This window comes from Candidatus Poriferisodalis sp., assembly GCF_965204195.1.
Taxonomy (GTDB): Bacteria; Actinomycetota; Acidimicrobiia; order Acidimicrobiales; family Poriferisodalaceae; genus Poriferisodalis.
Genome location: NZ_OZ241975.1, coordinates 1,668,300 through 1,693,161 on the forward strand (window position 1 = coordinate 1,668,300; position 24,862 = coordinate 1,693,161).

General features: G+C 68.1%; 23 protein-coding genes. 14 read left to right on the top strand and 9 right to left on the bottom strand.

What is annotated here, in order from left to right; translation table 11 throughout:
• Nucleotides 1–53: 53 nt before the first annotated feature.
• From ACOGI8_RS07390 to ACOGI8_RS07405, 4 genes are read left to right on the top strand one after another with little or no spacing between them, the layout of a single operon-like run.
• Nucleotides 54–2,339, top strand: coding sequence for a penicillin acylase family protein (locus ACOGI8_RS07390; RefSeq protein WP_419856223.1), 2,286 nt, complete (start codon nucleotides 54–56; stop codon nucleotides 2,337–2,339).
• A gap of 48 nt (nucleotides 2,340–2,387) precedes the next feature.
• The gene (locus ACOGI8_RS07395) at nucleotides 2,388–3,293 is read left to right on the top strand and encodes an alpha/beta hydrolase (protein WP_419856224.1); all 906 of its coding nucleotides are present in this window, start codon (nucleotides 2,388–2,390) and stop codon (nucleotides 3,291–3,293) included.
• A gap of 44 nt (nucleotides 3,294–3,337) precedes the next feature.
• Nucleotides 3,338–3,580, top strand: coding sequence for a type II toxin-antitoxin system prevent-host-death family antitoxin (locus tag ACOGI8_RS07400; RefSeq protein WP_419856225.1), 243 nt, complete (start codon nucleotides 3,338–3,340; stop codon nucleotides 3,578–3,580).
• Entirely contained in the window at nucleotides 3,580–4,005 is a 426-nt protein-coding gene (locus ACOGI8_RS07405) for a type II toxin-antitoxin system VapC family toxin (RefSeq protein WP_419856226.1), read from the top strand. The genes ACOGI8_RS07400 and ACOGI8_RS07405 overlap by 1 nt, the downstream gene beginning before the upstream one ends.
• A gap of 24 nt (nucleotides 4,006–4,029) precedes the next feature.
• Here the strand turns inward: ACOGI8_RS07405 and ACOGI8_RS07410 are convergent, their stop codons facing one another.
• The 4 genes from ACOGI8_RS07410 to ACOGI8_RS07425 form a co-directional block, all read right to left on the bottom strand.
• The gene (locus ACOGI8_RS07410) at nucleotides 4,030–4,914 is read right to left on the bottom strand and encodes an alpha/beta fold hydrolase (protein WP_419856227.1); all 885 of its coding nucleotides are present in this window, start codon (nucleotides 4,912–4,914) and stop codon (nucleotides 4,030–4,032) included.
• Entirely contained in the window at nucleotides 4,911–6,194 is a 1,284-nt protein-coding gene (locus tag ACOGI8_RS07415; RefSeq protein ID WP_419856228.1) for an LLM class flavin-dependent oxidoreductase, read from the bottom strand. The genes ACOGI8_RS07410 and ACOGI8_RS07415 overlap by 4 nt, the downstream gene beginning before the upstream one ends.
• 47 nt (nucleotides 6,195–6,241) lie before the next feature.
• Nucleotides 6,242–7,564 carry a cytochrome P450 gene (locus ACOGI8_RS07420; RefSeq protein WP_419856229.1) on the bottom strand — a complete coding sequence of 441 codons (1,323 nt, stop codon included), beginning with the start codon at nucleotides 7,562–7,564 and terminating at the stop codon, nucleotides 6,242–6,244.
• A gap of 74 nt (nucleotides 7,565–7,638) precedes the next feature.
• Nucleotides 7,639–8,787 carry an acyl-CoA dehydrogenase family protein gene (locus ACOGI8_RS07425; RefSeq protein WP_419856230.1) on the bottom strand — a complete coding sequence of 383 codons (1,149 nt, stop codon included), beginning with the start codon at nucleotides 8,785–8,787 and terminating at the stop codon, nucleotides 7,639–7,641.
• 87 nt (nucleotides 8,788–8,874) lie between these two features.
• Between ACOGI8_RS07425 and ACOGI8_RS07430 the strand changes: the two genes are divergently transcribed.
• Nucleotides 8,875–10,239: a M20/M25/M40 family metallo-hydrolase gene (locus ACOGI8_RS07430; protein WP_419856231.1), complete on the top strand. Its 1,365-nt coding sequence runs from the start codon at nucleotides 8,875–8,877 to the stop codon at nucleotides 10,237–10,239.
• 61 nt (nucleotides 10,240–10,300) lie between these two features.
• On the opposite strand, the gene ACOGI8_RS07435 is transcribed toward ACOGI8_RS07430, so the two are convergent.
• Complete coding sequence (locus ACOGI8_RS07435; RefSeq protein ID WP_419856232.1) at nucleotides 10,301–11,002, bottom strand: hypothetical protein; 702 nt, start codon at nucleotides 11,000–11,002, stop codon at nucleotides 10,301–10,303.
• 151 nt (nucleotides 11,003–11,153) lie between these two features.
• On the opposite strand from ACOGI8_RS07435, the gene ACOGI8_RS07440 reads away from it, so the two are divergent.
• From ACOGI8_RS07440 to ACOGI8_RS07470, 7 genes are all read left to right on the top strand, one after another.
• Nucleotides 11,154–12,872, top strand: coding sequence for an N-acyl-D-amino-acid deacylase family protein (locus ACOGI8_RS07440; RefSeq protein WP_419856233.1), 1,719 nt, complete (start codon nucleotides 11,154–11,156; stop codon nucleotides 12,870–12,872).
• A 65-nt stretch (nucleotides 12,873–12,937) separates the two neighbouring features.
• The gene (locus ACOGI8_RS07445) at nucleotides 12,938–13,414 is read left to right on the top strand and encodes a peptidylprolyl isomerase (RefSeq protein ID WP_419856234.1); all 477 of its coding nucleotides are present in this window, start codon (nucleotides 12,938–12,940) and stop codon (nucleotides 13,412–13,414) included.
• Between the two features lie 43 nt (nucleotides 13,415–13,457).
• Complete coding sequence (locus tag ACOGI8_RS07450; RefSeq protein ID WP_419856235.1) at nucleotides 13,458–14,264, top strand: enoyl-CoA hydratase; 807 nt, start codon at nucleotides 13,458–13,460, stop codon at nucleotides 14,262–14,264.
• Between the two features lie 78 nt (nucleotides 14,265–14,342).
• A complete protein-coding gene (locus tag ACOGI8_RS07455; protein ID WP_419856236.1) occupies nucleotides 14,343–15,986 on the top strand; it encodes a cation:proton antiporter in 1,644 nt (547 codons plus the stop codon).
• Nucleotides 15,983–16,804, top strand: a complete 822-nt coding sequence (locus tag ACOGI8_RS07460) for an inositol monophosphatase family protein (protein ID WP_419856237.1) — start codon at nucleotides 15,983–15,985, stop codon at nucleotides 16,802–16,804. The genes ACOGI8_RS07455 and ACOGI8_RS07460 overlap by 4 nt, the downstream gene beginning before the upstream one ends.
• Nucleotides 16,794–17,987, top strand: coding sequence for an AI-2E family transporter (locus ACOGI8_RS07465; protein WP_419856238.1), 1,194 nt, complete (start codon nucleotides 16,794–16,796; stop codon nucleotides 17,985–17,987). The genes ACOGI8_RS07460 and ACOGI8_RS07465 overlap by 11 nt, the downstream gene beginning before the upstream one ends.
• On the top strand, nucleotides 17,971–18,246 hold the full coding sequence (locus tag ACOGI8_RS07470) for a DUF4031 domain-containing protein (protein ID WP_419856239.1): 276 nt from the start codon (nucleotides 17,971–17,973) through the stop codon (nucleotides 18,244–18,246). Before ACOGI8_RS07465 ends, ACOGI8_RS07470 begins: the two co-directional genes overlap by 17 nt.
• On the opposite strand, the gene ACOGI8_RS07475 is transcribed toward ACOGI8_RS07470, so the two are convergent.
• Entirely contained in the window at nucleotides 18,209–18,898 is a 690-nt protein-coding gene (locus ACOGI8_RS07475) for an alpha/beta fold hydrolase (RefSeq protein ID WP_419856240.1), read from the bottom strand. The two genes, ACOGI8_RS07470 and ACOGI8_RS07475, sit on opposite strands and share 38 nt — an antisense overlap.
• A 94-nt stretch (nucleotides 18,899–18,992) precedes the next feature.
• Here ACOGI8_RS07475 and ACOGI8_RS07480 point away from each other — a divergent pair, with 94 nt between their 5' ends.
• Nucleotides 18,993–20,768: an acyclic terpene utilization AtuA family protein gene (locus tag ACOGI8_RS07480; protein WP_419856241.1), complete on the top strand. Its 1,776-nt coding sequence runs from the start codon at nucleotides 18,993–18,995 to the stop codon at nucleotides 20,766–20,768.
• A 13-nt stretch (nucleotides 20,769–20,781) separates the two neighbouring features.
• Here the strand turns inward: ACOGI8_RS07480 and ACOGI8_RS07485 are convergent, their stop codons facing one another.
• On the bottom strand, nucleotides 20,782–21,729 hold the full coding sequence (locus ACOGI8_RS07485) for a DNA-3-methyladenine glycosylase family protein (protein WP_419856242.1): 948 nt from the start codon (nucleotides 21,727–21,729) through the stop codon (nucleotides 20,782–20,784).
• Between the two features lie 11 nt (nucleotides 21,730–21,740).
• Nucleotides 21,741–22,589, bottom strand: coding sequence for a fumarylacetoacetate hydrolase family protein (locus tag ACOGI8_RS07490; protein WP_419856243.1), 849 nt, complete (start codon nucleotides 22,587–22,589; stop codon nucleotides 21,741–21,743).
• Nucleotides 22,590–22,723: 134 nt separating this feature from the next.
• On the opposite strand from ACOGI8_RS07490, the gene ACOGI8_RS07495 reads away from it, so the two are divergent.
• Nucleotides 22,724–23,245 carry a GGDEF domain-containing protein gene (locus ACOGI8_RS07495; RefSeq protein ID WP_419856244.1) on the top strand — a complete coding sequence of 174 codons (522 nt, stop codon included), beginning with the start codon at nucleotides 22,724–22,726 and terminating at the stop codon, nucleotides 23,243–23,245.
• Here the strand turns inward: ACOGI8_RS07495 and ACOGI8_RS07500 are convergent.
• Nucleotides 23,239–24,837 (bottom strand): gamma-glutamyltransferase family protein, encoded by a 1,599-nt coding sequence (locus ACOGI8_RS07500; protein ID WP_419856245.1) that lies wholly within the window; start codon nucleotides 24,835–24,837, stop codon nucleotides 23,239–23,241. The genes ACOGI8_RS07495 and ACOGI8_RS07500 overlap by 7 nt on opposite strands.
• Between the last annotated feature and the right edge of the window lie 25 nt (nucleotides 24,838–24,862).

Consider the following 24,862-nt stretch of genomic DNA (forward strand, 5'->3'; position numbering starts at 1 on the left):
TTGATCGTGCGCAGCCGGTCACGCGGGATGCTTGGGCTTCTAGCGTGACCGGCATGGCACAGAGCGATGGTCCTGGCAACGATGCTGGTGGCAACGGCGCCGCTGGCGCGCTGGGCGTGACCGTCCGGCGCGATCGGTGGGGGATCGCTCATGTCGAGGCGTCGTCGGCCGAGGCTGCGTTCGCCGCGCAGGGATGGGTGGCGGCCGACGACCGGATCTGGCAGATGGAGTGGGATAGGCGCCGGGCCATGGGCCGCTGGGCCGAGGTGGTTGGGATGGTCGGCGCCCGTGAGGACGCCTTCTTCCGTCGGCTCGGGCTGGCCGCGATCTCCCAAGCCGACTACGCGGCGCTCGACGGGCGCACCCAGGCGATGTGCGAGGACTATGCGCGCGGTGTGAACCGATGGCTCGCCACACACGAGGACGCGCTGCCGGCCGAATTCGAGCACCACCCGGCCCCGCCCGAGCCCTGGGAGCCGTGGCACTGCGTGGCCGTGTACAAGCTGCGCCACATCTTCATGGGAACCCTCACCCGCAAGCTGTGGCGGGGGCGGATCATGGCCCAGGCTGGCCCCGAAGCTGTGATGGCCACGGTCGGCGACACCGAGGCCGATGCGGCGATGGTGCCGGGAGAGGGACCTCGCCCCGATCTGCTGGCCGACGCAGCGAACGTGCTCGATGCGTGCGCGGCCGACATGGCGGGGCTGGCGGCAGCGATGGACTCCGACGGAGCGTCCAACTCATGGGCGCTCAGCGGGGAGCGCACCGCCAGCGGCAGGCCGCTGCTGGCCGGCGATCCGCACCGCGGCATCGAGTTCCCGAACGTGTACCACCAGTGCCACCTGCGCTGCGACGAGTTCGACGCGATCGGGATGGGCTTTCCCGGCGTGCCCGGCTTTCCCCACTTCGGCCACAACGCGGAGGTGGCGTGGGGCATCACGCACGGCATGTGCGACGACACCGACGTCTTCGTGGAGCGCTTCGAGCCTGGCTCGACGCTGGGCGAGCCGTGGTGGATCGAGCAGCTCCAGATCCGGGGCGAGGGCACCGTCGAGGTGCTGTGCGGCTCCACGCCGAGGGGTCCAGTGGTGCTCGGCGATCCTGCCGACGGCGTTGCACTGTCGATGCAGTGGACCGGCATGTTCGGCCCCGACACGACGCTGGATGCCCTGTGGCCGATGCTTGTCTCGGGATCGACGGCCGAGCTGATCGAGGCGGTCAGGCCGTGGGTGCTGCCGGTCAACAACCTGCTGGCGGCCGACCGGGCCGGGTCGATTGCTTTCAAGATCCGGGGACGTGTGGTCGAACGCCAGCCGGCGAGCCGCTGGACGCCGGTGCCGGGCACCGATGAGTTCGCATGGGATGGCCTCGAACCGGTGCCGTTCGAGGACCTGCCGGAATGGACCGACCCCGAACGCGGCTTCCTCGTCACAGCCAACAACCGCACCGCCGACGGCGGCCCGTACATCTCGCTGGACTTCGCCGGCCCGAGCCGCCACGACCGCATCTGCGAGCTGGTGACGCCGATGACGGGTGCCACGGTGGCCGACATGAGCGCCGTCCACGGCGATGTGACGTCGCTGGTGGCCTCCAACGTTCTCGGCCTGATCACCGAGTACGCGGTCGAATGCGGCCACGAGCTCTCGCACACGCTGCTCGACATGCTCGCCGACTGGGACCAGCGCATGACCGCCGATTCGGCGCCGGCGACGATCTACGCGGTCATCAAGCGGCGGCTCATCGAGGCAATCATCGAACGACTCGGCATCGTCGGCGCCCAGCTGGGCGCGGCGGGATGGCCGCCCGCCGCAGAAGCCAGCCGGATGGCGGCGGGCGCCGCCACGCGCATGCTCTGCGAGCGCAACCTCGACGTGGTCCCGGGGCTCGACAACCCCATCGGTCGGCGCATGGCCACCAGCGCCTGCGTTGACGAGACCGCGGCCGAGCTGACTCAGCGGCTCGGCCCCGATCCGCACGCGTGGACGTGGGGGAAGGTGCATCGCATGGCCTCGCCGCACCCGCTCGCGTCAGCGCTCATGACGGCGCGGGATCTGCACCCGCCAGTCGACGGCTGCGCCGGCGACGGCGACACGGTCCGCCAAGGCGGCACCGCGCCCGAGACGGGCGAACGGGCCATCCACGGCTCGGTTGCCCGCTACGCATTCGACCTCGGCGACTGGGACAGCTCCGGTTGGGTAGTCCCACATGGCGTGTCGGGCGTGCGCGGCAGCGGCCACGATCTCGACCAGCGTCAAGCTTGGCTGAACTGCGAGCTGCTGCCGATGTCGTACAGCCCGCAAGCAGTGGCCTCAGTCACCGTGCATGAGCACGAGCTCTAATCCGGCGTCCCAGCACTGCCGCTGCAGGCGCGCTGCGATCGGGTCGTTGTGAGCTCCAACCGGGACGCTGCGCCCTTCCTTCGTCGGCACCGATTGTCTCCCGAGGCCTCCGCCTACAAGGCCCGACGCAAGCCGTCGGTGCCGATCCAGATGCCCGATCTGACCGACCATGCGGCGGTGGAGCGCTGGCGTGCCGAAACCAATGCGCTGTGGGGAGACGACGACGACCCAGCGGTGCCTCACGGCCGAGAGGTCATCGGCGGCATCGCCTGTCGAGTGGCCGGCCCGCCCACCGGCGCGCCGATCCTGGTTTATGCACACGGCGGTGGCTATGTGCTGGGCAGCGCGGCTGTGGCGATCCCGATCACCGCACGCCTCGCAGCCACTGGCTTGCGCGTGGTCTCGGTGGACTACCGCCAACCGCCCGAGCACCCGTTTCCCGCGGCACTCGACGATGTCCTGGCCGTCTACCTCGCGCTCGCCACCGGAGACACCCCAGTGGCGCTCGCCGGTGACTCATCCGGGGGAGCGCTCGCTCTCGGCGCCGCGGTGACTGCGACAGGTCAGGATCTGCGGCCCTCCGCGATCGCTCTGTTCAGCCCTCTGCTGGACCACGTTTCCGTGCCCGGCAACCCGCTCGCCGACGACGAGGGACGCCGCCTCATCGACTGCTACGCCGGCGACGTCGACCCTGCTGATCCTCGTCTGTCACCGCTACGCGCTGATCTCAGCGGATTGCCCCCCGTGCTCGTTCATGCAGGGGCCGATGAGCCGCTTGCGGCCCAAGCCCGCGAGTTCCAGCGCAAGGCCGCGGCCGCGGGCGTCGACGTCACGCTCGACCTCTGGGAGCACATGTGGCACACGTGGCACTACCACGACCTGCCCGAGGCCGATCAAGCCCTCGCCGAAGCCGCTGCCTTCCTGGCAGCACAACTCACCCCGGCAGAAATGTAGTAATATTGCTACTTATGAGCAGTTCACACGCGGCGGGGCGGCAGATGACGAGCCGGGAATTCAACCAGGCGACCGGTGAGGCCAAATCGGCCGCGCACCGCGGGCCGGTGTTCGTCACCAACCGCGGCCGGCCGACCCATGTGCTGGTGACCTACGAGGACTACCGGTTGCTCGTCGGCGGCGGCCGGTCGCTGGTCGACCTGCTGGGCACGACGCTTGGCGCCGGCGACATCGACCTTCGGTTGCCCGACCGGACTGAGCTCGCTCAGCCGGCTGAACTCGACTGATGTACGTGCTTGACACCAACGTGGTGTCGGAGATCCGCCGCGCCGCGTCCGGACGAGCCGAGCAACGCGTCATCCAGTGGGCTTTACGCGTCGAACCAGCGCTCACGTACATCTCCGTGGTGACCTTCATGGAACTGGAGATCGGCGTGCAACTCGTCGAGCGGCGCGACGAGCCGTCAGGCGTGATCCTGCGGCGATGGCTGGAGGACGATGTGCGGGCTGCGTTCGAGGGCCGCACGCTCCCGGTGGACATCGAGGTGGCGAGGATCGCAGCACAACTGCACGTTCCCGACCCTGCGCCAGTGAGTGATGCCCTGATCGCGGCGACCGCTATGGCGCATTCGATGACCGTCGTCACACGCAACACCAGCGACTTCAGCCGCTTCGACGGCTTGGACGTGCTTAACCCCTGGATCGAGGATTAGTTCACGTCTGCCGGGACTCGGTGCTCAGCCGTGCAAATGGGACGTAACGGCCGCGACGACGGCTTCGGATTGCTCGTAAGGGAGCATGTGGCCGGCGCCGTCGACCAGCTCGACGGTCGCGTCGGGCAGGGCCGCCTGCCATGCGTCGGCATAGGCGGGCGGGATCAGCCGATCTTGGCGGCCCCACACCAGCAGCGTGGGCACCGTCACCCGGTAGGCCCGCTCGGAGAAGCGCCGGTTGGGAATCGGGAACAGGATCTTGCCGGCCATGCCCTGCTGGCGGGCCCGCGCCACCATGAAGCGCGTCAGCGTGGCGTTGTCGGAGAAGTCGGCACCGCCGGTCAGCACCTCTTCGCCGACGTTGGGATCAGCGAAGAGCACCTCGGCAAGCTGGTAGGGGAGCATCGCGAAGATGTCGGGAATCGGGTGGTCGCCCAGCCACATCCCCGCAGGGCACAGCAGGGCCATCCGAGCCACCGACTGGGGCGCCAGCGCCGCCATCTCCGCGGCAATCATGCCGCCCATCGAGTGGCCCATCAGGTGCAGGCCGCCGCCCGTGGCGCCGTTGCTGGGGCCGCCGGTATCCAGCAGGCCCATCTCGGTCGCAACGTCCCAGCCGTGCAGCGCGAAGTCCAGCATGTCGGACAGGCGGTCTTCGTCGGTGTGCTCGCTCCACGCGGGCCACACGGGTGCCACCACGCGCAGCCCGGCAGCGGCTAGGCCTGCGAGTACCGGTTCGTCGCCCAGCCAGCCGCCTGCGCCGTGAAGCGCCATGACCGTCGCGGCGTCAGCCCCAGCCGCATCAACCTCGGCTGGCTCGTAGACGCGCACTGGTGCCGTCACGTCCCGCCGCGTCGTGACGACGACCTCTTCGAAGGCCGGCGCAGGCGCCGTCTCGGTGGCGCTCATGCCGCCGGACCCCGGGGTGCCTCGGGGTAGCGGCGGGCGTCGGTCATGGTGTCCTCGGGACGCACCCGCTCATCCATCGGCTTGCACCACCAGTCCTCCGCGTCGGCAAACTCGTCGCCCCAGATGCCGCGCAAGCCCGGCATCACCTTCTCCGCGAAGAGCTGGCTCGAATAGCGGGTCTTCCAGTCGGGCATGTTCCCCATGTGCAGCAGGCAGAACACCGTGCCCACCCGCAGCCGCTTGATCATGTCCTCCATGCGCTCGCGCACGGTGTCGGGCGAGCCCGCAATGACGTAGCCGCCGTCGACCAAGTCCTTCCAGGTCAGCCGCTTGAACAGCGCCTGGTTCTCCTTGCGGAACTGGTCGAGCTTGCCCGCCTGGATGGTCTTGACCGTCCGGTAACCGGGCGGGTCGGCGAATCCGGGGAACACATGCAGGCAGCGGTTGAAGAAATACAGCATGTGCTCGCTGTAGAGCTCCTCGGCCTCGGCGTCGGTCGCCGCCGTGCAGATGATCTGCGCGAACCCCGCACGCCCCGGCGTCATGGACTTGTCGAGCTCGCCGACACGGTTCCAGTACCCGTCCATCAGCGTCTGGCCCGCCAGATAGCCGTTGAAGCTGAGGTAGGAGTAGTTGTAGTCGTTCTCCAAGCAGAAGTCCCACGTCTCGATCGAGCCGCCGCCAGGGATGTAGATCGGCGGGTGCGGCTGCTGGATCGGCTTGGGCCAGCAGTTCACGTAGCGCAGCTGGGTGTACTTGCCGTCGAACGCGAATACGTCGGGGTTGGTCCATGCCTCCATGATCAGGTCGTGGGCCTCGTAGTACTTCTCACGGGTCAGCGCGGGGATCTGCCCGTAGGTGAAGTTGGTGTCCATCGGCGTGCCCACCGGGAAGCCCGCCACCAGCCGGCCGCCGCTGAGGCAGTCGAGCATGGCGAACTCCTCAGCCACGCGGTGCGGCGGGTTGTACAGGGCGATCGAGTTGCCGATCACGCAGATCGCCGCCTGTGAGGTCCGCCGGGCCAGGCCCGCAGCGATGATGTTGGGGCTCGGCATGATGCCGTAGCCGTTCTGGTGATGCTCGTTGACACCGATGCCGTCGAAGCCGAGCTCGTCGGCGAACTCGAGCTGATCCATGTACTCGTGGTAGACGCCGTTGGCGCGCTCGGGGTCGAACAGCGAGCCGTCGATGTCGACCCAGACCGACCGATGCTCGGTCTTGAAGTCGTCGGGCAGATCGGGCCACGGCATCAGGTTGAACCAGCAGAACTTCACGGTCATGTGGGGACTCCTTCGGGGCTTGGGCTCGGGCGAAGCAACGGTTGCGGCTACCGCCGGGTGACTTGGACGGGGAGGTAGGTGTAGCCGTGAATGAACGACGAGAGCGAGCGCTGGGGCTCGGCTTGGACTTCGATGCGCCCGAAGCGCGGCAAGATCTCCTCCCACAGCACCCGCAGCTGCAGTTCGGCCAGCCGGCTGCCGAGGCAATAGTGGAAGCCGTAGCCGAACGAGAGATGGCTGGCGGCGTTGTGACGCTCGATGTCGAGGTCGTCGGCATTGTCGCCGAAGACGTCCTCGTCTCGATTGGCTGACACGTACCACATCAGGACCTGATCGTCCTTGCGGATCTGCTTGCCGCCGACCTCGCAGTCCTTCGTGGCAGTGCGCCGCATGTACGACAGCGGTGTCTGCCAGCGGATGATCTCCGGGACGAAGTTGGCGATGAGATCGGGATTCGCGATGAGCTTGTCGTACTGATCGGGGTACTTGTTGAGCGCATACACGCTGCCCGACATGGTGTTGCGTGTGGTGTCGTTGCCGCCCACGATCAGCAGGATCAGATTGCCGAGGTGGGCTGCGGCGGGAAGGTGGCTGGTGGCATCGCCGTGGACCAGCATCGAGATCATGTCGTTGCCGGGGTTGGTCCGCCGCTCTTCCCAGAGCCGCTCGAAGTACGGGAGGCAGTCGGCGAACTCCTCGCGCCGCTGGGCGCTGGTCTCGACGATCCCGTCCGGGCCGGGGATGGTGGTGACCAGGTCGGACCATCGGGTGAGTTTCCGGCGGTCTTCCAGCGGGAAGTCGAACAGGGTCGCCAGCATCAGCGTGGTCAGCTCGACCGACACCGTGTCGACCCAGTCGAACGTCTCGCCCTCCGGCAGGGAGTCGAGCACCTTCGTCGCGCGTTCCCGGATGAGCGACTCAAGGTCTCGCAGGTTGGTCGGGGCCATCATCGGCTGGACAGTGCGGCGCTGGCGGCGGTGCTCGGGCGCGTCCATGGTGATGAACGAGTTCAGCGGTGGCGTCGCAGGCAGATCAGTGTCTGTGGGCGGTCCGATGGTGATGCCGTGAGCCGAGCAGAACGTCTCGTCGTCGCTCTCCACGTCGCGGACGTCGGCCCATTTCGTGACTGACCAATAACGTCCTGCCGAACCCAGCTCGTTGAGGTGGACGGGATCTTCCCGACGCAGGCGTGCGAAGTGGTCGTGCCAGCGGTCCTCGCGAAACAGATGAGGGTTCAGCGGGTTGATCTCATCGATGGCGAGATCTGCGGCGGGTGGGACGCCCGCGCCGAAGTGCGCTTGCTCTCGGTCGGGATTCACCGCGCTGCCGGCCCGCCATTCCTCCCGTTCAGCCTCGGTTGCAATCGCCATGCCGGCTCCCTCGCCACTCTGTGCTCTGCGCAGGGCTGTGTTCCGGCCGCGTGACGCCAACCGGCCCGCCAACTTTACGGCGAGGGTTCGCGTGGCAGGCCCAGCACCCGCTCGCCGATGATGTTGCGCTGGATCTCGCTGGTGCCCCCGGCGATGCGCATGCCCGGCGCGTACAGGAATGCCTCGGTCTCGTCTGAAGCCAACATGGCGTCTGCGCCGCGCAGGCTGGCGCCGATGGCGACCTCGTCGTAACCGAGTTCGCTGTTCGCCAGCTTGGCCACTGGCGCCATGCGCGGATCGGCGCCGTGCAGCTCCATCAGCGCCGCCAGGGCATTTCCCCGAGCGTGCAGCTCAGCGAGCGACTGCCGACCCAGCGGTCCCGCATCGCCTGCCGCTTCGATCATCTTGGTGAGGCGTTTGCGAAGGCTGATGACCCCGGAGGAACCGGCGCCGCCCCGCTCGTCTTCCAGCACTGCCATCGCGACGCCCCAGCCGCCGCCGCGCTCGCCCAACAGCGCATCCGCGGGCATAGCGACGTCGTCGAAGAAGACTTCGCAGAATTCGCTGTCGCCGGTCATTTGCTTGATCGGCCGCACTTCGATGCCGGGCAGCGTCATGTCGAGCAGGAAGAAGCTGATGCCGCGGTGCTTGGGGGCATCGGGCTCGGTGCGGGCCATCAAGATGCCGTACTCGGCGAACTGGGCGTTCGACGACCACACCTTCTGGCCGTTCAGCACAAAATGGCTGCCGTCGGGCACTGCAGCGCTGGTGAGCCCGCCCAAGTCTGAGCCGTTGCCGGGCTCGCTGAACAGCTGGCACCACAGCACCTCGCCCGTCAGGATCGGACGCAGGAATTGCTCACGCTGGCGCTCGGTGCCGGTGCGCATGATGGCTTCGCCCGCCAGCACGATCCCCTGCAGGTTCAGGTAGGGGGCAACGCTCGCGCGTTCGCACTCCTCCATCCACACGCCGGTATGCGCCCGGGTCAGCCCACGACCGCCGTGCTCGGTCGGCCAATGCAGCCCGGCCCAGCCGTGGTCGTAGCAGTAGCGCTGCCAGACACGGGCCTGATCATGCAGCGCAGGCACCAGGATGGCGCCGTACGCGGGACACGCCACGCCCGCTTCGACGGCGTCGCGCAGGAACGCAGCCGCCGTCTCTCTGAACGTCTCCAGATCGGACGCCGTCGATGGGCCAGCGAAGGTGTCAGTTGCCGCGTTCATGACGTTCACCGTAGCCGTGGCTGTGCACCTGTGACCAAGATCGACGGCTCGCCATCTGGTGTGCAGGCGCAGTCGTAACATCGCCATATGGGCGACCTCGACCACACCGATCCAGCGCTGACCAACCAGACCATCGATCTGCTGCAGCAGATGATCCGCAATGCCTGTGTCAACGACGGGAGGGTCGAATCGGGCGAGGAGGTCCGCAACAGCGACCTGCTGGAGACGTACCTGGAAGGTCCTGGCGTCGACATGCAGAGCTTCGAGTCCGAGCCGGGGCGCCGATCACTGGTGGCCCGCATCTCAGGCACCGATCCGTCGGCGCCCAAGCTGTGCCTGATGGGCCACACCGACGTGGTGCCGGTGAACGCCGACGGCTGGAGCCGTGAACCTTTCGGCGGCGAGCTGGTGGATGGCGAGGTGTGGGGACGCGGCGCGGTCGACATGCTCAACCTGACCTCGTCGATGGCAGTGGCGTTCCGTCACATCGTGCGCAGCGGTTACCGGCCGAAGGGCGATGTCATCTATTTCGGCGTCGCCGATGAGGAAGCGGGCGGCACCTACGGCGCCAAGTGGATGGCCGAGCACCACTGGGACGCCATCGAGTGCGACTACGTGCTCACCGAGTTCGGCGGCATGCCGAATCACACGCCGCAGGGCACCAAGATCACGTTGGCGGCGGGGGAGAAGGGGATCGGCTGGCGCCGGCTCACCGTGCGCGGCACGCCCGGCCATGGCTCCATGCCGTTCGGCACCGACAACGCCCTCATCAAGGCAGCCGAGATCGTGCGCCGCATCGCCGAGTACCGGCCGGCGCCTCAGCTCACCGAGATGTGGCAGCACCACGTCTCGACGCTGAGGGTCGACGACGAGACCCGCGAAGCGCTGCTCGACCCGGGCCGCGTCTACGACGCTGTCGCAGGCATCGACTCACCGGGCCTGGCGCGCCACCTGCACGCGTGCAGCCACACCACGTTCAGCCCGAATGTCGTAGGCGGCGGCAACAAGACCAACATCATCCCCGACAAGGTCGAGATCGAGGTGGACATCCGCACTGCCCCGGGCGATCCCGTCGCCGTGAACGAGCACCTGCAGGCGGCGCTCGGCGAGCTATTCGACGAGGTGGAGATCGAGCACCTCCACGACGACCCGGCCAGCTTCTCGCCGACCAATACGCCGATGTGGCAGCTGCTGAGCGAGCTGATGGCGAAGGCTCACCCAGGTGCGCCGGTGATCCCCCAGCTGATCGTCGGCGCGACCGACGCCCGTTTCTTTCGCCTGAAGGGCACCGTGGCCTATGGCGCGGGGTTGTTCAGCAACCGGGTGAACTCCAACGATTTCATGCTGCGGTTCCACGGCAACGACGAGCGCGTCGATGTCGATTCGCTGGCGCTCACCACGCAGCTATGGATCGACGTCGTCAAGAACCTGGGCGACGCCGTCAGCAGTTGAGCCGCGAGCCAGCCAGCTCGAGCCGGAACAGCTCCGGTCAGCTTGTTGTGACCTGTTGCGATCAGCCGGTGCAGGCCACCCTTGGCTCAATGTGGGGGAGCCGTCCGGCTCGCAGCGAGATCACCGCGCCAGCCTCATCCACTTCCCACACCACCCGCTTGTCGATGTCGGGGGCGTCGACCGGTACGTACTGGATCGCCGAGAGGCCGGGCCCGTCTTCGATCCTGTCACCGAAGGCCTCGACGATCTCGCTCCGGGTGGAGCCGATGCCGTAGCCCGAGATCGTCGTGATCGGACCGGCTTCGATGTCGACCCGGACAATCTCGGCGTTGACGGCCAAGAACCGGACGCCCTCGGGGCCGTTCTGAACTGTGTAGTAACGGCACGCGTCGCTGCCCCCGGGCACGGCGATCAGCAGTGCTCCAGCAGCGGTGCGGGCGTCATCGAGGGAATGGCCGATCTGCACCGGGCCCAATCCGGCCGTCGAGAGCTTCGACTCGACTGTCACATCGGGGCCGTCAGGCTCGTCTTCTGCCATCGCGTCATCGGCCGCAGTCGTCGTCGGAGCGGCAGTGACCATGGTGGGGGTGTCGGCCTCTGTCTCGGTCATGGCCCCGTCTTCACCGGCAGTGGTCGTCGTCGCGTCCGTTTCGTCGTCGCTCAACAGACCGCAGGCGCTGACCAGCAGCGCGATGGCCGCAGCTGCAGCCAGCACACGCCAGCGCGCGGCAAAGTTTCCGAGGCGGGAGTCGAGTTGGTGCACGGCATTCGCCCTTCCAGTTGCGCTCCGGTGGGGAGTCGGCATCCAATGCAGAGTACCGAAGCCCACGCACGAGGGGGGAGACAACAGCGTGATGGCCCGATGCGGCTCTAAGCTCGGCTGTCGCGAACTGGGACGAGCAGGGGAGCGCGCGATGTCGCACGACACGGTCATTCGAGGCGGCCTAGTGGTCGATGGGACCGGCAGCGACGCCAAGGTTGCCGATGTCGCCATCGACGGCGAGCGGATCACGACGGTCGGAGAGGTGCCCGACGCCGGACGCACCGAGATCGACGCCGCGGGCAAGGTGGTGACGCCTGGCTTCGTCGATATCCACACTCACCTCGACGCGCAGCTGGCCTGGGACCCCATCGGCTCGAGTTCGTGCTGGCACGGTGTGACCTCAGTGGTGATGGGCAACTGCGGTGTCACGTTCGCTCCCGTGAAGACCGAGGACATCGAGTACATCGCCGAGGTCATGGAGTCCGTCGAGGACATCCCGAAGAAGTCGATGATGCAGGGCCTTCCGTGGGACTGGCGTTCCTACGGCGAGTATTTGGCCTTCTTGGACGGCATGCCCAAGGGGCTCAACGTCGGCGGCATGGTCGGCCACGTCGCCGTCCGCTGGCACACGATGGGCCCTGACAGCCTCGACGAGCGTCCCGCATCGGAATCCCAGATCGCAGCGATGTGCGAGCTGGTGGACGAGGCGATGGGGTCCGGCGCGCTGGGCTTCTCGACCTCGCGCACGCTGCTCCATCGCACGCCTGACGGACGCCCGATCCCGGGCACGTTTGCCGATGACAACGAGCTGTACGCCTTCGGCGATGTCCTGGGCCGCCATGGCCGCGGCGTGTTCGAGTCGGCACCTCGCTTCGAGGCTGCCGGGCCGGACTTCGCCGGAGGCCGCCACGAGATCGAGGTGCTCGGCGAGATCACTCGGCGCAGCGGCCAGCCCAGCACATTCGGCTTGGTGTATTCGGCGCGCAAGCCCGAGATGAGCGACCTGGTGCTCGGCTACGTCACCGAGCAGAACGCCGTCGGCGCGAACCTGCGACCGCAGACCACCTGCCGTGCCATCGGCGTCGTGCTCGGCATCCAGCACCGCACTCCGTGGGATCGGGCGGGCGAGACGTGGCGATCGCTGCGCGACCTCGACGTGGCCGGTCGCCTCGAGGCGATCCGCGATCCAGCGACCCGTGCGGCGCTGGTGGCGGAGGCCAACTCGTCGGACAAGAACTCGACGGGCATGGCGAACTCCCTCGTCGACCTGAGCCGGCTGTACCTGCTTGATGCGGTCAATCCGAACTACCGGATCGGGCCCGACGGCACGCTCGAGGCTCAGGCCGCGGCCGCCGGTGTGACCCCGGTGGAGCTGTTCCTGGATGCGACCGATCGCTCCGACGGGACCGTGATGCTGAGCCTGCCGGTGCTGAACCAGGACTTCGACGCGATCGAGCGGATGCTCAGCCACGACTCCATCGTGATGGGCCTCGCCGACGCAGGGGCTCACGTCGGGCAGATCATGGACTCCAGCCAGCCCACGTTCTTCTTGAGTCACTGGGTGCGGGACAACGGGTTCTTCTCGCTGCCCGAGGGCATACGCCGGATCACCTCCGACACCGCCGACCTGTTCGGGCTGGTTGACCGGGGGCGGCTCGAAGCCGGGCGGTTCGCCGACATCAACGTCATCGACGTCGAGGGCCTGTCGCTGTCGGGTCCTGAGTACGTGTACGACTTTCCGGGCGGTGCGGGCCGCTACATCCAGCGGGGGGCCGGCTACGACGCCACGCTCGTGAACGGGCAGATGTTCATGCGCGACGGCACCCACACCGGTGCGCTCACCGGAAAGACACTGCGCTCCACTGATTAGTGCGAACGCCGAAGCTTCGCCGGCGTTCGCCCGAAAAGGGCCATCGCAGGTAGCGTCGCTGCTTCATGGCTTCTGCACCTGCAATGAACATCAACACCGATGCGATCTGGCGTGTCACGCTCGACACGTCCAAGGGCCGCATCGTCATGGACCTCGATCCCCAGCTTGCGCCGGTGACGGTGAACAACTTCGTCAACCTGGCCCAGGACGGCTACTACACGGGGCTGACCTTCCATCGAGTCGTGCCCGACTTCGTCATTCAGGGCGGCTGCCCGGAGGGCTCGGGACGCGGGGGCCCTGGGTATCGCTTCGCCGACGAGCCCGTGAAGGCGGAATACACGCTGGGCGCCGTCGCGATGGCCAATGCCGGGCCGGACACCAACGGCAGTCAGTTCTTCATCTGCATCGACGACTGCCGCGCCAAGCTGCAGCCCGCGTACAACCTGTTCGGCTACGTGACCGAGGGAATGGACGTGGCCCTCTCCATCGCCGTCGGCGACACGATGGACACGGTGACCGTCGAAGAGATGCCTCGCAACTAGCGCGAGTAGCGTGGCCGCGGCGGCACCAGCAAGGAGAAGCCGGATGAATGACACAGTGCTGTACGAGGCCGATGACGGCGTAGCGGTCATCACGTTGAACCGTCCCGAGCGCTTGAATGCTTGGACCGGCGAGCTGGGTACCGGCTACTTCGACGCCCTTGATCGGGCTGCCGCCGATCCTGACGTCCGCGCCATCGTGGTGACCGGAGCGGGCCGGGGATTCTGCGCCGGTGCCGACATGGACAACCTGCAGGGAATCAGCAGCGGCCAAGGCGAAGGCTCCGACGAGGCCCCGGCCCGCCTGCGCAACGAGCGCCACGACTACGCCCTGTCCATCCCCAAGCCGGTTGTGGCGGCGGTCAACGGGGCATGCGCCGGGCTGGGTTTTGTGCACGCCATGATGTGCGATGTCCGGTTTGCGGCTCAGGGCGCCAAGTTCACGAGTGCGTTCGTGCGCCGCGGCCTCATCGCCGAGCATGGCGTCTCGTGGATGCTGCCCCGCGTGGTCGGTCCGTCGAATGCTCTCGACATTCTCATGTCGGGCCGCGTCTTCCTGGCCGACGAGGCGAAGGACATGGGCGTGGTCAGCAGAGTCTTCCCGCCCGACGAGCTGCTCGACGAGGCCATCAGCTACGCGCGTGACCTGGGACGTTTCAGCGCTCCGTGGTCGATGGCCCAGATCAAGCGCCAAGTGTGGGGACAGCTCGACGAGGCACGCAGCGACGCCCTGGAGGAGTCCAACGCGCTCATGCGGGAATCGCTCACACGACCGGACTTCAAGGAAGGCGTCCAGAGCTTCGTGGAGCAGCGCGACCCCAACTTCGAGCCGGTCTCGGCTGCCTCTGATTGATCTGGGTCTGAGTCATCTGGGAGCTGATCGACTCCCTGCCCACATGGTTCTGGCACCTGCCGGGGCGGTGACACGACTGTGAACGACACGCTCGTCGCGTTCGCCGTGCTGGCCTGGCTGGCGTACTTGGCCAGCCGGCTGCTGGCGCGACATCACCTGCCCGAGTTGGTCGCTTTCCTCATCGTCGGTGCGCTGCTGGGCCCGTCGGGGCCGCCGTTCATGCAGCTGATCGACGAGCCGTCGCTGATCGCGCTGCGCCCCGTCACCGAGGTGGCGCTGGCGGTGCTCATGTTCGTGATCGGCGAGCGAGTCTCGGTGCGGGCACTGAGAGCCGCGAGATGGACGCTCACGACCGGCGTCATCCAGTTCGCACTGAGCGCCGTCGCGGTGTTCTGGGTGACGAGCAGGCTCGGTGCCGACCGTCCGGTCGCGCTGGTGCTCGGCGCGCTCGCCGGTGCTGGCGCGCCGATGACGATCGCGCACATCGTGACCTCCGTACGTGCCCGCGGCAGCTATCCCACTGGCATTGTCGGCACCCACGCAGTGTCGGACGCGCTCGCAACCACCACCTTCGCTGCGGTGCTCCCGATTGCGCTGCTGCTGTCAGACGAAGCTGCTGATATCGGCGGCGCCCTGGTGAACTTCGTCCAGCTGGGTATCGGCGGTGCGGTGCTGGGACTGATCCTGGGCTGGTTCATCTCGCGGCTCGGATTCCAGATCGAGACATCGGGCGAGCTGCTGCTGTTTGTGCTGGTGCACATCGTGATCGCGTGGACCGTTGCCGGATTCGCCGAGATCTCGCTGCCGCTGGCAGCGCTCGTCGCAGGCGCCACGGCGGCGACGGTGTCACCGCAGGCATTCTCGGTGCGCCTGTTCAGGACGATCAAGACCATCGAGCAGCCGCTCTACCTGCTGTTCTTCGCGCTGGCCGGTGCGTCCATCCACCTCTCCGATGTTCCCAAAGTCGGGCTGGTCGGCGTCGCCTACATCGTCGTGCGCGTGGCGGCCAAGATCGTCGGCGGCCTCGCCGGCGGCCTCACCGGGGGCCTCGGCTGGCGGCGATCATTTCGGCTGGGGGTCAACCTGACGCCTCAGGCGGGTGTGGCCGTCGGCCTTGCGGTCCTCGCTTCCGAGCGCTTGAGCGACGTCGGTTCCGATGCCGGCGTCGAGGCCGCCACCGTGGTGCTCGGCGCCGTGGTGCTGTTCGAGCTGATCGGGCCCCTCTTCGTTGCGCGGGACCTGCGTGATTGGTCGTCCGAGGAGGACGACACCGGCACTGCTCCCGAAGAGTTCGAGCTGCCCGCACGTGTGCTGGTGGCAGCTCCGGTCCCGGTGGAGCTGCCCGAATGGCTGATCGACCAGGCGGCCCGGTGGCGCTCGTCGCTGGTGGTGTTGATGCCAGGGGAGCGAGATGAGCCCCACGCGGCACAGATCGGGGAGCGCTGCGGGAGCCGCGATGTCGACTTCGAGTTCCGTTCGCTGCGAAACGAGAGCTTCACCGGTGCGGTGGTGCGCTCGCGCAGCCAGCACCAGGCGGACCTCGTCGTCCTGTTCGCCCCGCGCCCCCCGGCCGGCGCCTCCCGGCTCGTGCTGCTGCCGTCTGAGCGCATTGCGCGCCAGCTTCCGGTGCCGGTGCTCACCTTCCCGCTGAACTTGCCGGAGGACGACCAGCCGCCCCGGCCTCGCCGGCTGCCGTGGCAGAGCCCGGGGCGGGGCGAGTGAACCAGCCAGCCGGCGAACCGGCAGGAGCGGGTCCACCGGACGCCACTGAGGCGCTGGTCGGGGCGGCACGCGAGATCGCCGCGGACGCGGGGGCGCTCACGCTGCGATGGTTCGGCCGTCGCGATCTCGGCGTCACCTGGAAGCGGGACGGCACCGAGGTGACCGAAGCCGACCGGGCGGCGGAACGCCTCGTCCGGGACCGGATCGGTGAGCAGTTTCCCGATGACGCGATCTTCGGCGAGGAGGAGGGCGGTGCGATCCGGCCCGAGGGCCGGACATGGATCGTCGATCCCATCGACGGGACGCGGGGCTTCGTGCGGGGTGTCCCTCTGTACGCGACGCTCGTAGCGCTGGTGGATCCGCACGGGCCGCTGGTGGGAGTCATCGACCTGCCCGTGCTCGGGCAGACGCTTGCCGCTGGCAGAGGCACCGGCTGTTGGCTGGATGATCATCGCTGCTCGGTGAGCCATCACGCTGAGCTCAGCGGAGCGCTCGTCAACACCTCGGACTACAACACCTTCGAACCGACCCAATTCGAGGCGTTGCGCTCCCGTGGCGCGATGATGCGCACGTGGGGCGACGCATACGGCTACTTCCTGGTCGCCACCGGGCAGGCTGAGGCGATGATCGATCCGGTATGCGAGACATGGGACCTCGCGCCGATGCCAGTGATCATGTCAGAGGCCGGCGGCATCTTCACCGACGTCGACGGCCGGCCCGAGTACCGCAACCGCAACGGCATCGCTACCAATGGTCTGATTCACGACGCAGTCGTCGATGCCATGGCCGCCCGTCCGAGGAATAATCATGCCGAGTGAAGCTCGCCGCAGGGCTGAACTCCAGCTGCCCGAGCGCGACCGAATGCCTCGCTGGGTGCCGCGCGCGATCGGGCTGGCCCTGCTGGGCGTCGTGGGTCTGGCCACGGCGGCGTGGCTGCTCGACCGGCTGCGAGGCCTCTTGGTGGTGCTATTGGTGTCGCTGTTCCTGTCGTTTGCGATGGAGCCGGCCGTCAACTGGCTGGCGCGCCGGGGATGGAAACGCGGGCTCGGCACAGCGGTCGTCTTCTGCGTCTTCGCCGCGGCGACGCTGGGGTTTCTGGCTGCCATGGCATCGGTCCTGGCCGACCAGATCACCAAGCTGATCGATGCTGCGCCCGGCTATCTGGCCGATATCGAGCGATGGGCCGACGACCAGTTCGGCATCCAGATCAGCACCGACGATCTGCGAGCCCAGTTCACCGAAGGCGGTACCGCTGCATCGCTGCTGGGTGACGTCGCTGGCAACCTGGTCTCGGTCGGCTCGACAGTGGTCAACGTGGCGATACAGATGCTTACCGTTGCCCTGTTCACCTTCTATCTCGTCGCAGATGGCCCGCGGCTGCGCCGTCTGGTCTGTTCGGCGCTGGTGCCGTCGCGCCAGGCCGCGGTGATGCGCGGCTGGGAACTGGCCATCGACAAGACGGGCGGCTACATCTACTCCAGGACGCTGCTCGCGATCGCGGCATTCTTGGTGCACTGGGCCGCCTTCGCCATCATCGGCGTGCCGTTCCCGCTGCCGCTGGCGATGTGGGTGGGCGTGCTGTCACAGTTCGTTCCGGTCGTCGGCACGTACTTGGCTGGCTTGCTGCCGTTGCTCATCGCGTTGCTCGACGAGCCGATCAGCGCCTTGTGGGTCGCCATCGTGGTGCTCGCATACCAGCAGATCGAGAACTACCTGCTCGCGCCCCGGGTGACCGCCCACACGATGAACATCCATCCCGCTGTCGCGTTCGGCTCGGTTCTCGTGGGCGCAGCGCTGCTGGGTTCAGCCGGAGCGCTGCTGGCAGTTCCCGCTGCTGCGACCATCCAGGCCTTCGTGTCCACCTACATCAAGCGGCACGAGCTCATCGAATCAGAACTGTTCGAGACCCACGAGGACGAGCCGGATGTCGCCGATGAACCGGAGACTATTGAAGCCTCCGGCAGCCCGTCCCCCGATGCCGGTCATGACGATCCTCGTTGACGAGGCCCTGTGGCCGTGGCGAGGGCGACGCTGGGCGCACCTCGCCTCCGACGAGAGCTACGAGGAGCTGCACCGGTTCGCAGAGCTCATCGGCAAGCGGCGGGCTGCCTTTCAGGGCGACCATTACGACGTCGACGAAGCCGAACGGGAGCTTGCCTTGGCTGCGGGCGCCGTTGCGGTCAACAGCCGCGAACTGGTGGCCCGGCTGCGGGCGGCAGGGCTCAGAAGACCTCGAGGTGTTCCATCACCGCGTCGATGAAGCCGAAGTTCTTGGGCGTGGCGAAGTGGTCGCAGCCACGCAGCTCGGTGAACGAAGCATCTGCCAGGGCGTCGAGCAGCGGGTCTGCCGGGCCGGCGAAGTCTTCGGTACCCAGCACCACCCGCACCGGATGGGTGATGCGTGCGAACTCGTCGTCGCCGAGCGGCGCGTGCTTGCGGCGCATGAAAGCGGCCAGCGCCTGACCGTCTTGGTCTGGCTCGGCGGCATAGCGGGCGAAGGTCTGGGCGTGCACGTCGTCGGCCTCGGCGTCCCCGGAGACACCGCGTGCAATGCGTTCAGCCTGCTCGTCGTCGCGTTCGAACAGATTCCGTCCGACGCCCGACACCACGAGGCGGTCGAAGCGCTCCGGTGCCATGGCCGCCATGGCCAGCAGCGTGCGTGATCCCATGGAAAAGCCGACGCCGTCGACGGTCTGCTCGCCGACTTCGGCCGCAAGCCGCTCCACCAGCTTGGCCTCCATGTCGGCGTAGCCGGCCGGGTCACGGTGCTTTTCGGCCGAGCCGTGGCCTGGCAGGTCCCACGCGATGACCTCGCGCCCGCCGTCGGCCAGCAGGTCCAAGATGCCGGTCGGCTGCCACGTGCTCGCCACCGAGCCGGTGAAGCCGTGGAGCAGGAGCACAGGGTTCGCCATGGCGGGAAGTCTGGCAGAGCCGTGACATACCCTGCATCGGGGCGCTGAGCACCCGCGCCCCGCTGAACGACACCCCAGAGGTAAGACGCGAACCATGAGCACGACGACTGCACCGCCCATCCGGATCGCCAACTGCAGCGGATTCTTCGGAGACCGACTCTCCGCTGCCCGCGAGATGGTCTCCGACGGGCCGATCGATGCCCTCACGGGCGACTGGCTCGCCGAGCTGACGATGCTGATCCTGTCGCGCATCGCCGCGAAACGACCCGGCGCCGGCTACGCCCGCACCTTCGTCACCCAGATGGAGGAGGTGATGGGGACATGCCTGGACCGCGGAATCAAGGTCGTCTCCAATGCCGGGGGGCTGCACCCGGAGGGCTGCGCCGATGCGGTGTCCGATGTCGCGGATCGGCTGGGACTGAGCCCGTCGATCGCATATGTGGACGGCGACGACCTCACCGACCGGCTCGCCGAATTGATCGCGTCGGGCAACGACTTTGCACATCTCGACACCGGCCAGCCGCTCGGCGACTTGGCCGACCGCATCGTGACGGCGAATGCCTACATCGGCTGCTGGGGGATCGTCGAGGCGCTCAACCAGGGCGCCGACATCGTCATCACCGGTCGCGCGACCGACGCAGCGGTCGTGGCAGGTCCCGCAGCGTGGCATCACGGCTGGACCCGCGACGACTGGGATGCCCTCGCTGGGGCCATCGTGGCGGGGCATGTCATCGAGTGCGGAGGTCAGGCCACTGGCGGCAACTACAGCTTCTTTACCGAGATTGCCGACATGACCTACCCGGGATTCCCGTGGGCCGAGGTTGCGGCGGACGGTTCGAGCGTGATCGGCAAGCACGCCGGCACCGGCGGCGAGGTCTCGGTCGGCACCGTCACGTCACAGCTGCTGTACGAGATCCAGAGCGAGCGGTACTTCAACCCCGACGTGGTGAGCCGCTTCGACACCATCGAGCTCTCCCAGATCGGACCTGACCGTGTGCGCATCGGCGGCGTCCGGGGCGAGCCGGCGCCGCCCACGCTCAAGGTGGCCATGAACTACCAGGGCGGGTACCGCAACCAGATCTCGATCGGGTTGACGGGGCTTGACATCGAGGCCAAGGCCGAGCTGATCGAGCGGCAGTTCTGGCACGCTTGCCCGTACGGCCCCGACGACTACGAGACCGTGGTGCGCAAGTTCCTGCCGACGCACAAGACGGATCCGGCCTCCAACGAGGAGGCAGTCGCGGTGTACAAGATCATCGTGAAGGACCCCGACGAGCGCAAGGTCGGCCGGGCGTTCTCCAACGCTGGAACAGAGATCGGCCTGTGCTCCATTCCGGGCATGTTTGGCACCGGAGGCGGCCCGGGACCCGGCCAGCCGTTCGGCGTGTACTGGCCGGCGCTCGTCGACTCCGGGCTCGTGCCGATGAACGCCGTGGTGGACGGCCGGCGCACGGTGGTCGACAGCACCCCGCCGGAGGTCTCTTTCGAGAGCGTCGACGTGGCGACGCCCGACCGGATCGAGCCACCAGGTGGACCGACCAGCGCCGCCCCGCTCGGCACGCTGTTCGGCACCCGCTCGGGCGACAAGGGCCCGAATGCGAACCTCGGCATCTTCGCACGGTCAGCCGAGGCCTACTGGTGGCTGTCCGACTACCTGACAGTGGAACGCCTCGCGGAGCTGATGCCCGAGGCAGCCGAGCACTCGGTGGATCGCTACGACCTGCCCAACATCTGGAGCCTCAACTTCATCTTCCACGGCCTGCTGGAGGAAGGCGTGGCAGCTTCGACTCGTCAGGATCCCCAGGCCAAGGCCCTGGGGGAGTACCTGCGGGCCAAGATCGTCGAGATGCCCGAGGCGCTGCTGCCGTAGAGAGCGCGTTTCGTCAGCGGTGCTGGAGGTTCTGCAGGGGCATGCGTGGGCCGTGGCGGGGCGGCGCCCCAGCCGACTTGGCCAGTGCCTGCACCCGGGCCCGCTGCCCGCGATAGGGCTCGAGCAGCTCCAGCATGCGGTCGTCGTCCCCCCGCCGCTCGCGGGCCAAGTGCCAGGCAACGTAGTTGGGGATCTGGTAGTCGCCGATGATGACCGAGTCGGGATCGCCGTGGCAGAGCAGCACGACGATCGACGCGGTCCACGGGCCGATGCCCCGGACAGTCTGCAGGCGCTCGCGAGCCGCCTCCGGCGCGAGCCGGGCCACGCGCTCCAGAGTTGCTGCCCGGTGAGCGAACGCGATGATTGCCTCGGCGCGGCGGCGCTCGACATCGAAGCGGTGGAACTCGTGGTACGCCAGCGAGGCCATGAGCCCGGCCGTCGGCGGCAGCCGGAGCGTTTCGGGCGCGGGACCAGGCGGCCTGCGACCCCAGCGCCGCAGGATGCCCTGCCACGAGTTCTTGGCGTTCAGTCCGGGCACCTTCTGGCCGCAGACGGTGGGGACCACGTGTTCCCAGATCGTGCCGGTGGCTGTCAGCCTGCGCGTAGCCCAGCGGCGCACCCACCCGGCCACGACTGGGTCGTGGGGCACGAGCGCAGCGGGCTCGTCTTGGCTGCCGAGCAGCGCCGGCACGCTTGCAGCAGCCTCCGATGCGCCTGGTCCCCAGCCGATCACCTCGGCGCAATGCCCGCTGCGGGTGATGCGCAGCGTGGCCTCGCCTGCAGGTGTGTCCTGGGCGCGCCAAATGTGCGGGCCGGCGTACAGCACGGGACCCAGCGTTCCCTTGCCGCCGACCCGTCCGAGCGACCTGCCGGCGTCCAGCGAGTAGTCGAATTCGAAGCGCTGCCGCAGATCGGGCGACTGGGTGCTCGCGGCCGCTCCCGGCCTGAGCCCGGATCGCATCAGGACATCGCCTAGGAGGCCGGCTCCGCGATCACCGGGTTCGTGAGCGTCCCGATCCCCTCGATGGTGATCGACACGTCGTCTCCGTCGCTCAAGAACGCCGGCGGTTTCCAGAAGGCCCCGACTCCCTCAGGAGTGCCTGTGGCGATGATCGTGCCCGGTTGGAGCGTGAATGCCGTTGAGAGGTGCGCGACGATCTCGTAGCAGTCGAAGATCAGATCGTCGGTTTTGGCGTCCTGGCGAAGCTCGCCGCTCACCTCGGTGACCAGGCGGCAATTGTGCGGGTCGATGGAGTCACTGGTGACCATCCACGGTCCGCACGGCCCATGGGTGTCCCACGACTTGCCCATCATCATCGTCGGGCTCGCTCGCTGCCAGTCGCGCACGCTGACGTCGTTCATGATCGTGTAGCCCGCGATGTAGTCCGGCGCCTCGGAGGCTGACACGGCACGAGCGGCGCGCCCGATGATGACGGCCAGCTCGCCCTCGTAGTCGATCATGTCCGGCGCCGCAGCCGGAATATGGATCGGCTCGTGGGGCCCGATGATGCAGTTGTGGTGCTTGTTGAAGATGATCGGGACCGATGGGGGCTCGCGGCCGCCTTCGGCCGCATGGGCCCGGTAGTTGAGCCCCACGGCGAGGATGGTCGGCGGGCGGCCGACGGGCGACAGCAGGTTCGCTTCGTCGAGCGCCGTGGTGGGGCCAGTGGCCATCGCGTCGACGGCGGCCACCACGTCACCGTCGCACGCTTCGAGCAGCGACGGCAGATCTGTGTGATCGCATTGCAGGGTCGCAATGCCTTCGTCAGTCACGATGCCCAGCGCGGGCTGTCCGTCTACGAGATGTCTCCCAATGCGCATGCGCCGACGCTAGTGCGAGGCCGCACACGGGACGCGGTGGACGCGCTGGCGATGCTCGCCCCGCAGCAGCGCCGATTCGGAAGTTCGCGCTTCGGCATTGTGCAAAGCACGCATCAGTGGCACTCTGGCGCTCCATGGCTCGCCATGGCGCCGGGGGCGAAACCCCCGGCGTACTCGACTCTGTGCATGACCCGGTCACGGGGCTGCCCGACGTGCGCGTCTTTGCTGTCCTGCTGGATCGCAAGCTGTCGCTGGCGCGGCGGGCCCTGCAGCCCCTCTCGGTCGTCCTCTTCGAGGTGGACGGATGGGACGAGCTCAGCGGCACCCAGGCACGCGTTGCCCAGCGGCTTGCAGCGCGGCTGGTGCGAGGCACGCTGCGTGAGTCCGACAGCGTCTGCCACTGCACCGACGGAGTCCTCGCCGCCATTCTCGATGACACGCCGCACAGCGGTGCCGTGTGGGCGGCTGATCGGGTGCGTCGCGAGGTAGCCGCGCGCTCCTATCACACCGGCGTGACGCTCTCGATGGGGGTGGCGAGCTATCCCACGCACGCACTGGAAGCCGCCGAGCTGCGCGACCGTGCCTACGCAGCGCTGTTCGTGGCCCGGTCGCTGGGACCGTCCCGGCTCGAGGTAGCCGACTCCGGCGCTCAGTAGCCGGCTGCTGAGCCGGTCAGCGCCCGTGGATCGGCGGCTCCGGCGAGCACGCCGTCGTGGACCTCGATGAGGTGCGCATGCCCGAAGGCGTTGTCGTGCGCAGCATCGGTGCCGACGCGGTGGCCTCGCTGTCCCAGATCGGCAATCCCGCCCGCGGATGCCCAAGCGGCATGGCCCTCGATGCGGAGTTCCAGGTTGTCGGCGTCGGCCCAGGTGTCGAAACCGGTTCCGGCGGCCGCCCCCCAGCGCCAGCGCCCCGAACCGATGGCGCGTGCCGGCTCTTCGCCGCAGGCGAGCGAGCGCGCGAGCACCTGCAGCAACACCTGCGGCTGGGCGTCGCCGCCCATCGTGCCCACGACTGCGCGCAACGAGCGGTCAGTGCGCTGCACGAGCGCCGGTGCGAGCGTGTGAGGCGGCCGGCGCCCAGGTCCGTACTCGGCCGGGTGACCCTCGTCGAGGCTGAACCCGATGCCGCGATTGTGCAGGCTGATCCGGTGTGTGGGGGTCCACAGCCCCACGCCCCAGCCCGACGCGTTCGATTGGATGAGCGACACGCCCATGCGGTCGGCGTCGACCGCCGCGAGGTACATCGTGTCGCCGGTGCCCGTGCCCGCACCGAGCGGCGAAGCGATGTCTGGCGAGATTGCCGACCGGCGCGGGGCGAGCCGGTCGGGCGAGATCAGCACATCGCCGTCGGCGCTGTCGGAGAGGACCTCAGGCCGGTCCCACCCTGCCTGCTTCGCGGCCTCGGCCAGCAGGTGGGCGAACAGCGGATCGTCGGGATCGGACGGCAGGTCCAGACCGTCGGCGATCCATGCTCCGGCCAAGGTCAGGTAGCCCTGCGAGTTGGGGGGGACCGTGAAGATCGCGTGATCCCAGGCGGTGGTGCACAGCGGCGTCACCCAATCCGCTTGGGAGCGTGCCAGATCGGCCCCCGTGTACTCGCCTCGGCCCAGTTCGATGAGGTCGCTGCCGAAGTCGCCTTCGTAGTAGGCCTCCCGCCCTCCTTCGACGATCTCGCGCAATGCGGCGGCGACTCCGGGCCGGCGGATGAGATCGCCTGGCTGGCTGCCCGCCGGGTAGTCCCCGGAGTTGGCGGCCCCGTCGAGCAGCGTCGTGGCGGCGGCCCCGTGCGGTGAGAGGGGGAAGCCGCCCTCGGCAAGATCGATGGCGGGGGCCAGCACGTCAGCCAGCGGCGCACGCCCGAACCGCTCGTGCAATGCCAGCCACCCGTCGACGCATCCCGGAATCGGGACGCTGCGAATGTCGGCACGGAATCGCATGCGGGTTCGGCCCTCGGAGCGCAGACCGGACGCGTCTGCGCCGCTGCCGGCGCGGCCGCTGGCATTGAGCGCCGCGGGCGGTTCGCCGTCGGCGTGGTGGACCAGTGCCCACAAGTCGCCGCCCATGCCGCACATGTGCTGGGTGGTGACCGCGAGCACGGCCGAGGCTGCCACTGCCGCGTCTGCTGCTGAGCCGCCGGCGCGCAGCAGCGCCACTCCGGCGTCGCTGGCGAGGTGATCGACGCTGCACACCATGCCGCTGCGGGCGTAGCGAGTCGCGAACGGAACCTGCGGTCGGGAGCGGCTCATGGATCGAACGGTAGACCCGCAGTCG